Raw genomic sequence first — 15186 nt, 5'->3', positions numbered from 1 at the left:
TGCCGAAAAGTGTCGTACAGGTGTTCTAGTCTCTGCCTGTGATCGATGCGTTGGAGCAGGCCGAGGCCGCGATGGCGGCCTGCTTCGACACGCCCGCCTGGGCTGCGAGCGAGCACGATCTCGTGGCGGCGTTGGATGCGACGCATCGCCTGGAGCAGCGCCTGGCGGCGGTCAAGCTGACCCTCGTACGCGAGCTGGACGGTCGCGGCACCGCGACGGCACAGGGCGCGTCCTCGACGGCGGTGTGGCTGCGCGACCGGCTGCGTCTCGGGGTCGGTGCCGCCCGGCGGTTGGTCGAGCTGGCCGCGACACTCGACGCCGCCCCGGCCGCGGTGCGGGACGCGTTGACCTGTGGGGTGGTCGACCTGGAGCAGGTCCGGGTCATCGCCGAGACGGTCGAGACCGTCCACGCCAGCGCCGGCACCGAGGTCGCGGACAAGGCCGCCGGCGTCCTCGTCGACTGGGCGATGCAGTTCGACGCCGCCCTGCTGCGCAGGCTCGGCACCCGCATCCTCGACCACGTCGCCCCGGACGTCGCCGACGCCGCCGCCGAGGCGGCGATGCGGGCCGAGGAGTCCCGGGCCGCACGGGACCGTCACATCACCATCAGCGAGCAGACCGACGGCCGGCTACGGCTCACCGGCATCCTCGACACCGAAGCCGCCGCCGCGTTGCGCGCTGCCATCGATCCGCTCACCACGCCCACCGGGCCCGACGACACCCGCACCCCGGGGCAACGCCGCCACGACGCCCTGGCCGACGTGTGCCGGCTCGCCCTTCGCAGCGGTGAGCTACCCGAGAACGGCCAGGGCAAGGGGTTGTTCGTGGCTGCGGAACCGCCCGCCTGACTCCCTGGGCCCACCGCTCGCGGGTATTCGCTCGACGCCGGGTTGGCCGCCTGTCACGATGCGGAGCCATGGCGGACGACGGGTTGAGGCATCTTCTCGAGACGTGGGCGGACGTCGATCCGGCGCGGTACCCGTTCGACTCGGTCGAGATGTCGGTGGCGGTCCGGACGTTGGTGCCTCCGCCGCCTCCCCAGCCGACCCTCGATGATGGGTGGGTCGGGTATTCAGAAGCCTCCGCCTGGGTCGAGTCCGTCAGCGTGCTCCTGTCCGACCGGTACGGTCCGTGGGCCTACCGCTGGCACTGGGGGCCCTGGGAACGGGAGCATGTGGGCTTCGTGACCGACCGCATCCCGTCGCCGGCTGACGCGCCGACGTTCGTCGCCGACTTGCTACTGGCCTGGCGGCACTGGTTGGAGAGCGTGGCTGAGCGTTTCGACCACCTTCTGCCGGCGGTCGATCCGGCGCGGGCCGCCGGCACGGCGGATGTCGTCGCCGCCTGGGAGGTCGCCGTCGCACAGCTGATGGCGTTTGTCGCCATCCCCGTCGTCGATGACGACGGCTGGCAGGGAAACTCCCAGCGCACCCTGCAGTGGTTCCTCACCGCCGCCGGCATACCGCCGGAACAGGCGCAGGTTGTGGTCGACGGAGCGCTCGATCGGTTCGGCGTGTGGGCGCCGCTGACCGCGGTGGAGATCGGCGAGGTCGCCGATCGGGTTGCCCGAGACGCGCTCGGCCTCACCGGGATCGTGCCGGCCGGCCGAGTCGGCGAATGGCCCGACACCTGGCCACACGGTTGGCCGTCCTGGCGGGCGACGAACACCGTTTCGGGCGCGAGGCCGCCGTCCGACCGCGGGCACTACAGGTGATCTCACCGGGCCGGCACCACGAAGATCCGCACTACTTCGGGGAAGTTGCCGCGTCGACGACGCCTTGAGGCAGCAGCTTCCCCGAAAGTGCGCGGATCTTGCCGGGGCGGCCCTGGGCGCGGCACCGGTGTGGGGCGGACCGGCGGGCTTGACCGCGCGCGAACGGATCTCGCGCAGTAGGTTGGCGGGGTGACTGGACGGTTCCCGATCGAAGACGTCTCCCCCGTCGTCTCGTGCGGGCGATACCCGGCCAAGGCGGTGGTCGACGAGCCCGTTCCGGTGTCGGCGCGCGCCTACCGGGAGGGGCACGACGCGCTGGGCTGCAACGTGGTGTGGGCTGGGCCGGACGGCGCGAGCCGGCCCTTCACCCGGATGCGCCCCGGCGAGCCCGGCCAGGACCGCTGGCACGCCACCATCGCACCGGACGCCGTCGGCTCGTGGACCTTCTCGGTGGAGGCGTTCCAGGACCCGTACCTGACCTGGCAGAACGCGGTGACCAAGAAGATCGCCGCCGGGCAGGGGCCGGAGGACCTGGCCAACGACCTGGCCGAGGGCGCACGGGTGCTCGCCGCCGCCCGGGGCCTCGTGCCGGCCGCCGACCGACACCGGGTCGCCGACGCGCTCACCGCGCTGGTCGACACCGACCTGCCGCTGGCGCAGCGGGTCGACCCGGCGCTGGGCCTGGCCGACCTGCTCTGGGAGCACCCGGTCCGGGAGCTGGTCACCGCCGGTGACGCGTACTCGATCTGGGTTGACCGCAAGCGGGCGCTCTACTCGGCCTGGTACGAGTTCTTCCCCCGCTCCGAAGGAGCGGTGGGCGGGCGGTCCGGCACCTTCGCGACCGCCACCGAGCGGCTGCCAGGGGTGGCCGCGATGGGCTTCGACGTGCTCTACCTGCCGCCGATCCACCCGATCGGGAGGGTCAACCGCAAGGGCCCGAACAACGCGCTCACCGCCGGGCCGACCGACGTGGGCTCGCCGTGGGCGATCGGCGCCGCCGAGGGCGGCCACGACACGATCCACCCCGATCTGGGTACGCAGGCGGACTTCCGGGCCTTCATCCAGGCGGCGGCGGCACAGGGCCTGGAAGTGGCGATGGACCTGGCGTTGCAGTGCGCGCCGGACCACCCGTGGGTCACCGAGCACCCGGAGTGGTTCACCACCCGGGCCGACGGCAGCATCGCGTACGCGGAGAACCCGCCGAAGAAGTACCAGGACATCTACCCGGTCAACTTCGACAACGACCCGGAGGGCATCCGGGCCGAGGTGCTGCGGGTGGTGCTGCACTGGGTCGGCGAGGGCATTCGGATCTTCCGGGTGGACAACCCGCACACCAAGCCGTTCGACTTCTGGCACTGGCTGATCGCCGAGGTGAAGGCGGTCGACCCGGACGTGCTGTTCCTGGCCGAGGCGTTCACCCGGCCGGCCATCATGCACGGCCTCGGCAAGATCGGCTTCACGCAGTCGTACACCTATTTCACCTGGCGCACGACGGCGGCCGAGATGCGGGCGTACTGCGAGGAGCTGATCGAGGCGGCCGACTACATGCGGCCGAACTTCTGGCCGAACACCCCGGACATCCTGCACGAGTCGTTGCAGCACGGCGGCCCGCCGATGTTCAAGATCCGGGCGGTGCTGGCCGCGCTGCTCTCCCCCTCCTGGGGCCTGTACGCCGGTTACGAGCTGTTCGAGCACGTGGCCCGACCGGGCGCCGAGGAGTACCTGGACAACGAGAAGTATGAGCTGCGACCCCGGGACTGGGCCGGTGCCGAGGCGCAGGGCCGCTCGCTGGCGCCGTTCCTGGCCACCCTCAACCGGGTACGCCAGCACAACCCGGCCCTGCATCAGCTCCGCAACCTGCGCTTCCACGAGATCGACAACCCGGCGCTGCTCTGCTGGTCCAAGCACGATCCGGAGACCGGCAACACGGTCATCGTGATCTGCTCTTTTGACTCGCGCGAGGTGCAGTGGGGCAACACCACCCTCGACATGCCGGCGCTCGGCTTCGACTGGCACGAACGGTTCGCGGTGTACGACGAGCTGACCGGCACCAGTTACGACTGGGGTCAGCGCAACGCGGTACGGCTCGACCCGTACCTGCAACCGGCGCACGTGTTGACAGTGCGTCGCCCGACCCCGCCGACCGTGCCGCTGCCGGCGGGCGCCGAGCCGGCCGACCTCACCGTCGCCGAGGTGCCCGACGACCTCTCCGGCGGTACCGCGCCGACGACACCGGCCACGACGACACCGGCCACGAAGACTCCGGCCACGACCCCGGCCACTGTGGCGTCCCGGCTGTCCGCCGCCCGTTCGTCCCGTTCCGCGCCGACCGCTCCCGCTCCGAAGGACGCCCGATGGACCAGCTGATCTCCGGCGCGACGCACGACCCGCACGCGCTGCTCGGCGCGCACCCCGCCGACTCCTCGACGACGATCCGCACGATGCGCCGGGGCGCCGCCGACGTGGCGCTGCTCGTCGGCGACGAACGGCACCCGATGAAGCGGGTGCACGACGTGGGCATCTTCGAGGCGCAGGTCGACGGCACCGTGCTCGACTACCGGGTGGAGGTCGACGGCACCACCCACGACGACCCGTACCGCTACCCGCCGACCCTCGGTGAGCTGGACCTGCACCTGATCCGCGAGGGCCGGCACGAGCGACTGTGGGAGGCGCTCGGCGCCCGGGTCTTCGACGAGGGCGTGGCGTTCGGCGTCTGGGCGCCCAACGCCCGTGGGGTGCGGGTGATCGGCGACTTCACCGGCTGGGGCCCCGACGACGGCTGGCCGATGCGGTCACTCGGCTCCAGCGGGGTGTGGGAGCTGTTCGTCCCCAACGCCCGGGCCGGGGCCCGCTACAAGTACCGGGTGCTGGGCGCCGACGGGCAGTGGCGGGACAAGGCCGACCCCCTCGCGGCGTACGCCGAGGTGCCGCCGGCCACCGCCTCGGTGGTGCACCACTCGACGTACCGGTGGGACGACGCGGACTGGCTGGCCCGGCGCGCCGAACGGCAGCCGCACCAGGAACCGATGAGCGTCTACGAGGTGCACCTCGGCTCGTGGCGGCCCGGCCTGGGCTACCGCGAACTGGCCGAACAACTCACCGCGTACGTCACCGAGCTGGGCTTCACGCACGTGGAGTTCCTCCCGGTGATGGAGCACCCGTTCGGCGGCTCCTGGGGCTACCAGGTGACCGGCTACTACGCGCCGACCTCCCGGTTCGGCGACCCGGACGAGTTCCGCCACCTCGTCGACCGGCTGCACGCCGCCGGCATCGGCGTACTCCTGGACTGGGTGCCCGCGCACTTCCCGAAGGACGAGTGGGCCCTCGCGCGGTTCGACGGCACCCCGCTCTACGAGCACCCCGACCCACGGCGCGGCGAGCACCCCGACTGGGGCACGTACGTCTTCGACTTCGGTCGCAACGAGGTGCGCAACTTCCTGGTCGCCAACGCGCTCTACTGGTGCGACCAGTTCCACGTCGACGGGCTGCGGGTCGACGCGGTCGCCTCGATGCTCTACCTGGACTACTCCCGCAACCACGGCGAGTGGGCCCCGAACAAGTACGGCGGCCGGGAAAACCTGGAGGCCATCGCGCTCATGCAGGAGGTGAACGCGACCGTCTACAAGCACCACGCCGGCGTCGTCATGATCGCCGAGGAGTCGACTGCCTGGCCGGGCGTCACCCGCCCAACCGCCGACGGCGGGCTGGGCTTCGGGTTCAAGTGGAACATGGGCTGGATGCACGACACCCTGCTCTACACCTCGAAGGACCCGATCTACCGCCAGCACCACCACCACCAGCTCACCTTCTCCCTGGCGTACGCCTGGAGCGAGAACTACGTGCTGCCGATCAGCCACGACGAGGTGGTGCACGGCAAGGGCTCACTGGCCGGCAAGATGCCCGGCGACACCTGGCAGCGGCTGGCGAACGTCCGGGCGCTGCTGGCGTACATGTGGGCGCACCCCGGCAAGCAACTGCTCTTCATGGGCTCCGAACTGGCCGACGACCGGGAGTGGAGCGAGGAGCGCGGCCTCGACTGGTACCTGCTGCACGACCCGGCCCGCGCCGGTGTGCAACGACTCGTCGGTGACCTCAACCGGGTCTACCGGGACACCCCGGCGCTCTGGGCACAGGACACCGAGCCGGCCGGGTTCCGCTGGATCGCCGGCGACGACGTCGCCAACAACACAGTGTCGTTCGTCCGGATCGCCCCGGACGGCTCGACGCTGGTGTGCGTGGCGAACTTCTCCGCTCAGCCGCTGCACGACTACCGGATCGGCCTACCGGCCGGTGGAACGTGGACCGAGGTGCTCAACACCGACGCCCACCACTACGGCGGGTCGGGGGTGGGCAACATGGGTGCGGTGCACGCCGAGAACGTGCCGTGGCACGGAATGGTTGCCTCGGCGGCCCTCCAGGTCCCGCCGCTGGGTGCCGTCTGGCTCCGCCAGGGCTGACCCGCTGACGCTCTCCCCATGATCACTTGATGCTGAGTAGTTCTGTGGATCTTCTGGCAACTACTCAGCATCAAGTGATCGAGCGCGTCCGCTCGTCGAGCCTCGAAGCGTGCGTGCCACGCCATCCACCGTCACTTCCCACCTCCCGCCCCGGCGGGTCGGATGGGACCGTAGCCCAGCGCGGCAACCTCGGCGGCAGGCAGGATCGCGGCCGGGGCATCATGGCTGCTCCGCCCGGAGGAACGCGGAGATGTCGGCGGCTATCTCGTTCGGGTATTCGCCGTTGAGGGCGTGCGAAGCGTCCGGGTAGGTCTTCACGGTGCCGTGGGTCAGGGACCGCTCCGCCAGCTTCGCGGCCTCGCCAGCGTCGTGCAGCCGGGACTTTCCCGCCATCAGGACGAGCACCGGGACGTCGACCGCCGCAAGCTGGTCCTCGGATGGCCGGGTCGGGGCGGACAGCTTCATCACGTACGCCTGCATGCCGGCCTCGATCATCCGGGCGACCGGTACGTCCTCCACCGGGGCGCCGTTCGCCGTCCAACTGGTGAAGCTGTCCCGCCAGGATCGGGGCGCCCAGCGAACGCTCACCGGGATGGACCGCAGCACCACCTCCGCTGACAGACCAGCGAAGACCAGGACCGGATCGAGCAGCACGACGCTCCCCACCTTCTGCGGCCGGTGCACCGCGAGGTTCATCGCCGTCCAACCGCCGAACGACACGCCGACCAGGTGGATGATCGGCTCGGGCAGCGCCAGCAGGACCTCGTGCAACCACTGCGCGTGTGCCGTCGTGCCCGTGATGGGGCGCTGCTGAATACTCATGCCCGGCTCACCGAGCAGATCGACGGTGTAGACGCCGCGCAGTCGCAGCAACGACGGCAGGTTGTCCGCCCAAACCGGTGACGCCGACGCCCGGCCGGGCAGGAGCAGCAGGGGCGCGGCTGTCGGCTCGGTGCCGCCGCTGAAGTGGTAGAGCCGCACGACGCCGTATCCGGTCCGGACATCGAGCGTGCGGTCGGGGGCCGGCAACTGCGCCATCGCCTCCCGGTACGCACCGACGAAACGGTCGTGGGACTCCGTCGACGTGAAGTAGCCGACGGGTGCGGGGTCGCGCAGCGCGTACGCGATCGCCACCGTGATCACCGCGAGCACCGCGGCGGCCCGGATCAGGAGGCGCCGATGCGCTCGCAGGAATGTGCCCACCCTCCGCACGACGTTCATCACCATGAGGTCAGATTACTAACCGCGTGGTAGAAAATACAACCATCAGGTCAGAAGGTGGGGGGCGAAGGGGCCGGTACGGTAAGCGGGTGCACCCGAACGACGCCACGTCAGCGCAGGTCCGCGCCGCCAAGCCACTCACGATCACCGAGCAGGCGCGACAGGCGCAACTCATTGGCGTGACCATCGATCTGGTTGCCCGGCACGGCTATTCGGGCACCTCACTCGCCCGGATCGCGGAGGCGGCTGGCATCTCCAAGGCGGCCGTCCTCTACCACTTCCCGTCCAAGGACGCGGTCGTGCGGACCGCCTACGCCTCGGTCCTGGAGTCCCTCACCGAGTACGTCGGCGCCGAAGTCGGGTCGCGATCCGGTGCGCCCGCGGTGGAGGCCTACGTCCGGTCCCTGGTGGCGTACCTGCGGGAGCACCCGGACCACACGCGGATGATCGTCGAGGCGTTGAGCGAGGAGACCGGCATCGGTGACACGCCGAACGCGCGCAGTCGGCGGGAGGCGGTCGCCGGTCTGATCGACGCGGCGCGGGCGGCCGGCGACTACCGGCCCAGCATCGACCCGCAGGCCACCGCCGTCATCGTGAACGGGGCCATCGACGCGATCGTGTCGGAGTGCCTGGCCGACCCCGACTTCGACAGCCGCCACGCAGCCGAGGAACTGGTCACCATGCTTCGCCGGTCCCTCGGCACCGCACCGCAGGACGCCGGGAATCCGTCGTCCTGATCGGCCGTCACACCAGGCCGGCGTCGCGCAGTAGCTGCCACAGGCCGGCGCCGTCCGGGGCGGACAGCCACTTCTGCCCCACCGGTCCCGCCGACGACGAGCCGGCCGGGGCGGGCAGGCTGCCGGCCAGCACCGCCTGGGTCGGGGAGAGCCGGCGGATCGCCACCCCGGCGACGTTCTCCGGGTGGGCAGCGGCGAACTCCCGGTAGATCTCCTGGTCGTGCTGCCCGTCGTCGCCGACCAGCAGCCACTTCACGTCGGGAAACTCCTTGGCCATCCGGGCCAGGGTGACCCGCTTGTGCTCCCGCCCGCTGCGGAACCACCGGTCGGCGGTCGGACCCCAGTCGGTCAACAGCAGCGGCCCGGCCGGGTAGAGGTGCCGGGACAGAAACCGGGTCAGCGTCGGTGCCACGTTCCAGGCGCCGGTGGAGAGGTAGAAGACCGGGGCGCCGGGGTGCGCGGTGACCAGCCGCTCGTAGAGGACCGCCATACCGGGAACGGCATTACGGGCGTGCTCGTCGAGCACGAACGTGTTCCATGCGGCGAGCAGCGGCCGGGGCAGCGCGGTCACCATCACCGTGTCGTCGATGTCGGAGATGATGCCGAACTTGACCTCCGGGTCGAGGATGCGCACCGGGGCGTCGACCGGTTCGGCGTCCGGGACACTGAGCCGGACCGTACCCCAACCGGGCGGCAGGTCCGCCTCGACCAGTGTGTCGACGAAGCCGCTGCGGTCGGCCCGCGTCTCGTGCCGCACCCCGCCGGCCTCGATGGTCACAGTGACGTGCTTGTTCGGCAGCGTCGTGAAGCTGCGCCAGCCGCGGACCTTGTCCAGCCGACCTCGCTGGCGGGTGTCCGGACGGCCCAGCAGCACCCGACACATCACCCGCACCCAACCCGGCGCACCGTAGCCGGTGTACGCGACGATGTTGACCCGCCAGCCGGTGCGTCGCAGCCGGCGCTCGACGAGCTGGTGCACGGCGTCCTCGATCCGCGCAGCCCGGTGCAGGTTCGGAACGGCCAGTTGGCCGGCGGGAGTGGGTGGCACGCGCCAACCCTGCCACACGTCGACAGCCACGGCCACGCGAGCCGACCCGGGCCGCGCGACCGCGGCCCGGCCACCGTGGAGCCGATCCAGCCCCACCCCGGCTGCGCCGATCCACCTCGGCGACCCGGCCGAACGTGAAACACTCCGGTCGGGACGACGACGGGGGCGCTGGTCGTGTCGCATCCAGAGCAGCACCGTGGGCGATGGCGCCCGCGACTCGATCGGCCGGCGCTCGTCGCGCTGCTGTTCGGGCTCGCCGGTGTCGTCTACCGGCTGGTCCTGACGCTCTTCACGGTGCCGGTGTCGAACAGCGACGAGGCAACGTTCGGCCTCGCCGCGCTGCACATCGGGCAGAGCCGGGAACACCCGGTCTTCCTCTACGGCCAGCACTACATGGGGATGTTGGAGTCGTACCTGGCCGCTCCCCTGGTGGCGGTGTTCGGGCCGAGCTGGCCGGTGCTGCGGCTGCCGATGCTCGCCCTCTACGCGGTCTTCCTCTACCTGATCCACCGGCTGACCCGCCGACTCGGCACCCCGTGGTTCGCCGCCTTCGTGGTGGGTCTGCTCGCGCTCGGCCCGGAGCGGGTGGTGCGTGACCAGCTCACCGTTGTCGGTGGGCGGCCGGAGGTGAAGCCGGCGGTGCTCCTGATGCTGCTGATCACGGTGGGGTTGGCCGCCGGCACGGTCCACCGCCGACGGCTCGCGATCGGCCTGTTCGGCTTGCTCGTCGGGCTGTCCGTCTGGTCGGACTGGCTGATCCTGCCGTACCTCGCGGTGGCCGGGCTGGCACTGGTCTGGGCGGTGCGGCGGGAGCTGTTGGGCTGGTCCGGTCTGCTGCTGGTGGCGGGGTTGGTCGTCGGCCTGGCTCCGATGATCGTCGACAACCTGCGGGCCGGGCCAGGTGACGACTCGCTGTCGGTGTTCCGGGAGGTCAGCACCAAGGCCGGGCCCCAGCCGCCGTGGTCCGACCGGGTCCGGGGTGGCCTGCTGGAGGGGGTGCCGCTGGCGCACGGGCTCTGCCCGGTGGACGGCTGCGGACGCTGGCAACAGTGGTTCGGGGTGCTGTACCCGGTGCTGCTGCTGGTCGCCGCGGCGCTCGCGGTGCTCGCGTACCGCCGCGCCGCCGGGGCGCCGCGTGGGGAGCGGGTCGGACGCGGGACCGGAGGGCTGCGTGGGGAGCGGGTCGGGCCGGTCGTGCAGCTCGCGCTGATCGCCGGCGCGGCGTTGACACTGCTGTCGTACGTGCGCAGTCCGCTCGCCGCGACCAGCCCGCTGGACAACGCCCGGTACCTGTCGGTGCTGCAACTGTCGCTGCCGGCGGTGCTCTGGCCGCTCTGGGTGGCGGCGCTGACCACCTGGCGGGGCACCAGCAGCGTGCTGGGGCGGTTCACCGGCGCGCTGTCCGCCGCCGTGCTGGCCGCGCTGACCGTGACCACCCTGGTGATCACCGTGCTGTTCGCGGCCACCGGCACCGCGGCGTCGCGGACCGAGGAGCGCCAGGCCCGGGAGTTGGCCGCCGCGCTGCGCGCCGACGGACCCCACGAGGTGTACGGGGACTACTGGACCTGCAACCGGTTGATCTTCAACACGGATGAGTCGGTGGTCTGCGGGGTGCTCAACGGAAACCTGTCGCCGGGCCAGAACCGCTACCGACCGTACTGGCGGCAGGTGGGGCGGGCCGAACGGCCGGGCTACGTGGTCGAGGTCGACTCGCCGATGGACCGGCGGTTGCGCCAATTGCTCGCCGACCGGGCCGACGCCGCGCTGGTGCGGGAGGTCGGCGGCTATCGCGTGTACCACCCCGACACCCCGGTGCGGCCCTGGCGGTAGGGGCTGGTCGTACGCTGGCCGGGCCGGCGCGTGGGGCGCCGCCGTTTCGCCCGTCGAGGAGACCCATGCTCATCCTGTTGCCGCCCTCGGAGGGAAAGGCCGACGCCGGCACCGGGCGGCGCTGGACCCCGGACCGGCTCTCGCTGCCCGAGCTGAACCCGGCCCGCGAACGGGTGCTGGACGCCCTGGTGGCGCTGAGCGCCGGGCCGGACGAGGAGGCCGCTCGGGCGGCGCTCGGCCTCAGCGAGGGCCAGCGGGGCGAGCTGCGGCGCAACGCCCGACTGCGGGAGGCGGCCACCGCACCGGCCGAGCGGCTCTACACCGGGGTGCTCTACGAGGCGTTGGACCTGGCCTCGTTGCCGGCCACGGCACAACGGGCGGCCCGCCGGTCGATCCTGATCAGCTCCGGGTTGTGGGGCGCGGTCCGACTGGCCGACCGGATCCCGCCGTACCGCTGCCCCATCGGCGCCCGCCTGCCCGACGTCGGGGCGCTGTCGACGTACTGGCGCAGGGAACTGACGCCGGCGGTGGACGGCGCCGCCGGGCGCGGCCCGGTGCTGGACCTGCGCTCCGGCGCGTACGCCGCCACCTGGACGCCGCGCGGTGAGCTGGCCGAGCGCACTGTCACCGTGCGGGTTCTGCACGAGCGGGAGGTCGACGGCGTGCCGGTCCGCTCGGTGGTCAGCCACTTCAACAAGGCGACCAAGGGGCGTCTGGTCCGGGACCTGCTCGTCGCCGGCGCCCGACCGCGCAACGCTGCGGAACTGGTGGGCACCCTGCGGGAGTTGAAGCACACAGTGCTGGAGCAGGCCACCGCCGCGGGCCGGGTGCGGCAACTGGATCTGGTGGTCACAGACCTGTAGCCGCACCGCAGCCGCAAGATTTGCTCAAGGCTGGGCCGGACCGGTTCCGTAACGGCGTGCCAGGGGCCACGGTAGGGCAACCCAGACTCCGACAAGGGAGCCTCCGTTGACCCACGAACCCCTAGTGCTCGACCGGCCCCACACCCCGACCACCCCGTCCCCGCTGGGCTGGCTGACACTGGGCGACGCGTTCGAGGCTGCCTGCCTGCTGCGTTGCACACCGCCACCGACCGCCGCCCGGCCCAGCGCGGTACGGGCCGAGCACACCGCCGGGGTGGAGTTCAACCGGGAGGACGCCGCGCAGCGAATGCGGCAACTGCTCAACCGGCTGGACATCCCGGTCACCCACGAGGTGGCCGTCGGCGGCCTACGTCGCCGTTACGAGCTGCACCGGCTGTGGGTGCCCCGGGAGCACCAGGGCGCGTACACCCGAATGTTGGACGCGGGCTGGTGGCAGGGGCGACGCGAGCTGCTCGGCGGGCCGCTGCCCGGCGCCTCACCGGCCCGCCGACGGTTGGTGACCCGCCTGGCGGAAGCAGCCTGGCGCTCGGCGTTGCTGGCCGCCGGGCGGCACGTCCGCCGGCACATCCTCGGTGTCCGGCTCACCGACCGGGAGCTGGCCGCGGTGCTGATCCGGGGCGCGGCCGTGCTCGACGTGCCGGCCCGGCTCCGCCCCGGCACCGGTTGCTTCCTGGTCAGCGTGGCCGACGGCCCGGACCGGCAGCGGATCCTGCGCAGTGCGGCGTTGGAGCCGGCGCGCGGCCCGATCGCGGAACCCGGGACGGCGCCCGGGGTGACCCAGGCGTCGGCACGGGGCGCGGGCGTGGCGCCGGCAGGTCGGGCGGCCTGCTGATCGGGTTCCGACCGTCCGGCACGTCGCCAACCCGGGCTTGCGCGCACCCGCCCGACGGCGCACAGTGCACCGCGTGAGTCGTACCTCGTCCCGCCGGGCCGGCCTGGCCACCCTGTCGACGGTGCTGCTGATCGCGAACCTGGCCATCGCCAGCTGCCGGGACGCCCCGACCGAGCCGACGTCGATCCGGATCGCCACCGGTAGCCCCACCGCTGTCTACTACGCGTTCGGGCAGTCCCTGGCGGCCATCCTCAACCGGGAACTCCCCGACGTACGGGCCAGCGTGGTGATCACCGCCGCCTCGGCGGAGAACGTCCAGCTCGTCGGCTCCGGCGGGGCCGAGCTGGGCTTCACCCAGGCCGACGTGCTGCCCACCAACACGGCGGGAAGCCCCACTGTCGACGCCGTCGCCCGGGTGTACGACGACCAACTGCACCTGGTCACCACGAGCGGCGGCCCGGTCCGCACGGTCGCCGACCTGCGCGGCCGGCGAGTCTCCGTCGGTGCTGCCGGCTCGGGCACCGAGATCACCGCGACCCGGCTGCTGGAGGTGGCCCGCCTCGGTGGTGACGAGGTGCGTCGCGAACGACTCGGACTGGACGACTCGGTGGCCGCTCTGCGCTCCGGGCGGATCGACGCGTTCTTCTTCTCTGGTGGGTTGCCGGTCCGGGGAATCGAGGAGTTGGCCGACGCCAGCGCCATCCGGATCGTGGACCTCAGCGAGTGGACCGAGCCGCTGCGCTCACGCTACGGCCAGGTCTACGTCTCCCGGGACATCCCCCGCTCGGTGTACGGGGTGGACGCGGTGACCACCGTGGCCGACCCGAACTACCTGATCGTCCGGGCCGACCTGCCAGAGCCGTTGGTCCGTGAGGTGACCCGGCTGCTGATGGACCGTCGCGCCGAGCTGGCCGCCGCCCATCCGGCGGCGGGACGGATGAGCCCTCGCTCGGCGATCGTCACCGCACCGCTGTCGCTGCACCCCGGCGCCGCGTCCTGGTACCGCGCCACCAAACCGTGACGGCCGGGCCTCACCGCGCCGGGGAGGGTCGCAGGTCGGCGGCCGGTTCCTCCTCCTCCGGCTCCACCAGAAGGGTCGGCGTCGGGAACCACAGGGCGGCGACCAGCCCCCGCGACTCCCCCGGGCGCATGGTGAGCCGCCCGTCCGAGGCGTCCACCAGCACGGCCGCGATGGTCAGACCGAGCCCCGCGCCGTCCACGTTCTGCGCGTCCGGGGCCCGCCAGAACCGCTCGGTCGCCTGGCCGAGCTGACTCTCGGTCATGCCGGGGCCGGAGTCGCGAACCTCCAGCGCCACCCCGCCGTCGCGGCGGGCCACCGTCACCGTCACCGCCCCGCCCGCCCCGCTGAACTTCACCGCGTTGTCGATGAGCGCGTCCAGCGCCTGGTCGACGGCGGTCGGCACGGTCTGGGCGTACGCCGGGGCGTCGGTAGTGGCCAGCCGCAACGCGACCGACCGGTGCCGGGCCAGCGGCGCCCACGCGGCCACCCGGGAGGCCGCCACCGCGGCGGCGTCCACGGTGACGCGCTCGTTCTCCTCCCGTTCGGCCCGGGCAAGGGTGAGCAGCGCGTCGAGCACCAGCGCGAGCCGGTCGGTCTCCTCCAGGGCCAGCCGGTGCTCGGAACGACCGTCCGGGTCGGTGAGGCTGGGCCCCAACTCCTCCACCCGCAGCCGCAGCGCGGTGAGCGGGTTACGCAGTTGGTGACTGGCGTGCGCGACGAAGGCCCGCTGCCGATCCATCACGTCGGAGACCACGTCGGCCATGTGGTTGAAGCTGGCCGCGAGGCGGCGCAGCTCCGGCGGTCCCAGCCGGTGCTGCACCCGGGCTCCCCGGTCGCCCTCGGCGATCTCGTGGGTGACCGCGTCCAGTTCGGTGACCGGACGCAGCACCCAACCGGCCAGCCCGAACGCGGTGAGCACGCAGGCCAGCACGGCGAGCAGACCGGCCAGGGCGAGCAGCAGCCACCACGCGACGACGGCTCGGCGGATCGGACCGGCCGGGGTCACGATCACCACCGCTCCGAGCACCTCACCTCCGTCGTTGATCGGTACCGCCACCACCACCGGGTCGGTCGTCCACGGCCAGACCGACTCGGGGGCGCTGGTCTGCTGCCCGGACAGCGCGACGTCCAACACCGTCGCGGTCCCCGGGCTGGCCTGCCACCTCGGCGACGAGACCGGGATGTTCCGGTCCCGGTCGACGATCGCGGCGCTGATCGCGTACAGGTCGTCGTAGCTGGTCAGCTCCGACTCGATCGGGCCGGGCCCGCCGTCGCGCAACGCCGGGCCGGCCAGCGAGGCGAACCGGGTGGCGTCGGCGAGCCGGTCGGCGCGGACCCGTTCGGTCTCGCGGCTGGCCATGGTGGCGGCCAGTGGGGTCTCCAACGCGATGAGGACGAGGACCATCAGCAGCAGATAGCTGATCACCAGGCGACGGCGCACG

General features: G+C 72.2%; 12 protein-coding genes. 9 read left to right on the top strand and 3 right to left on the bottom strand.

What is annotated here, in order from left to right:
* Positions 1–38 precede the first annotated feature (38 nt).
* The 4 genes from FB453_RS16820 to glgB all read left to right on the top strand — a co-directional run bounded on the left by FB453_RS16820 (position 39) and on the right by glgB (position 6171).
* Positions 39–848, top strand: coding sequence for a DUF222 domain-containing protein (locus FB453_RS16820; protein WP_486480308.1), 810 nt, complete (start codon positions 39–41; stop codon positions 846–848).
* A gap of 83 nt (positions 849–931) precedes the next feature.
* A complete protein-coding gene (locus FB453_RS16815; RefSeq protein WP_486480307.1) occupies positions 932–1714 on the top strand; it encodes a hypothetical protein in 783 nt (260 codons plus the stop codon).
* A gap of 189 nt (positions 1715–1903) precedes the next feature.
* Positions 1904–4081: an alpha-1,4-glucan--maltose-1-phosphate maltosyltransferase gene (locus FB453_RS16810; RefSeq protein ID WP_145791363.1), complete on the top strand. Its 2178-nt coding sequence runs from the start codon at positions 1904–1906 to the stop codon at positions 4079–4081.
* Entirely contained in the window at positions 4069–6171 is a 2103-nt protein-coding gene (gene glgB, locus FB453_RS16805; protein WP_145791361.1) for a 1,4-alpha-glucan branching protein GlgB, read from the top strand. The genes FB453_RS16810 and glgB overlap by 13 nt, the downstream gene beginning before the upstream one ends.
* A gap of 219 nt (positions 6172–6390) precedes the next feature.
* Here the strand turns inward: glgB and FB453_RS16800 are convergent, their stop codons facing one another.
* Positions 6391–7398: an alpha/beta fold hydrolase gene (locus FB453_RS16800; protein WP_486480306.1), complete on the bottom strand. Its 1008-nt coding sequence runs from the start codon at positions 7396–7398 to the stop codon at positions 6391–6393.
* Positions 7399–7481: 83 nt separating this feature from the next.
* Here FB453_RS16800 and FB453_RS16795 point away from each other — a divergent pair, with 83 nt between their 5' ends.
* The gene (locus FB453_RS16795; protein ID WP_486480305.1) at positions 7482–8129 is read left to right on the top strand and encodes a TetR/AcrR family transcriptional regulator; all 648 of its coding nucleotides are present in this window, start codon (positions 7482–7484) and stop codon (positions 8127–8129) included.
* Positions 8130–8136: 7 nt separating this feature from the next.
* On the opposite strand, the gene FB453_RS16790 is transcribed toward FB453_RS16795, so the two are convergent.
* Positions 8137–9177, bottom strand: a complete 1041-nt coding sequence (locus FB453_RS16790; RefSeq protein ID WP_112585653.1) for an App1 family protein phosphatidate phosphatase — start codon at positions 9175–9177, stop codon at positions 8137–8139.
* 174 nt (positions 9178–9351) lie between these two features.
* On the opposite strand from FB453_RS16790, the gene FB453_RS16785 reads away from it, so the two are divergent.
* The 4 genes from FB453_RS16785 to FB453_RS16770 all read left to right on the top strand — a co-directional run bounded on the left by FB453_RS16785 (position 9352) and on the right by FB453_RS16770 (position 13744).
* Positions 9352–11007 carry a glycosyltransferase family protein gene (locus FB453_RS16785; RefSeq protein WP_145791358.1) on the top strand — a complete coding sequence of 552 codons (1656 nt, stop codon included), beginning with the start codon at positions 9352–9354 and terminating at the stop codon, positions 11005–11007.
* A gap of 65 nt (positions 11008–11072) precedes the next feature.
* Positions 11073–11870 (top strand): peroxide stress protein YaaA, encoded by a 798-nt coding sequence (yaaA, locus tag FB453_RS16780; RefSeq protein WP_145791355.1) that lies wholly within the window; start codon positions 11073–11075, stop codon positions 11868–11870.
* Between the two features lie 106 nt (positions 11871–11976).
* Positions 11977–12723, top strand: coding sequence for a hypothetical protein (locus tag FB453_RS16775; RefSeq protein WP_486480304.1), 747 nt, complete (start codon positions 11977–11979; stop codon positions 12721–12723).
* Between the two features lie 121 nt (positions 12724–12844).
* Positions 12845–13744 (top strand): TAXI family TRAP transporter solute-binding subunit, encoded by a 900-nt coding sequence (locus tag FB453_RS16770; RefSeq protein WP_486480317.1) that lies wholly within the window; start codon positions 12845–12847, stop codon positions 13742–13744.
* Positions 13745–13754: 10 nt separating this feature from the next.
* On the opposite strand, the gene FB453_RS16765 is transcribed toward FB453_RS16770, so the two are convergent.
* Positions 13755–15185, bottom strand: a complete 1431-nt coding sequence (locus FB453_RS16765; protein ID WP_145791350.1) for a sensor histidine kinase — start codon at positions 15183–15185, stop codon at positions 13755–13757.
* Position 15186 lies beyond the last annotated feature (1 nt).

It is taken from the genome of Micromonospora sp. CNZ322 (genome assembly GCF_007827755.1).
The sequence above is the reverse complement of the archived record's forward strand: the minus strand, read 5'-3'. Positions and strand labels throughout refer to the sequence as shown.

Excerpts from the sequence above, each read along its gene's own strand:
- glgB (WP_145791361.1), top strand. The coding sequence starts at position 4,069 with ATGGACCAGCTGATCTCCGGCGCGACGCACGACCCGCACGCGCTGCTC.
- FB453_RS16800 (WP_486480306.1), bottom strand. The coding sequence starts at position 7,398 with ATGGTGATGAACGTCGTGCGGAGGGTGGGCACATTCCTGCGAGCGCAT.
- yaaA (WP_145791355.1), top strand. The coding sequence starts at position 11,073 with ATGCTCATCCTGTTGCCGCCCTCGGAGGGAAAGGCCGACGCCGGCACC.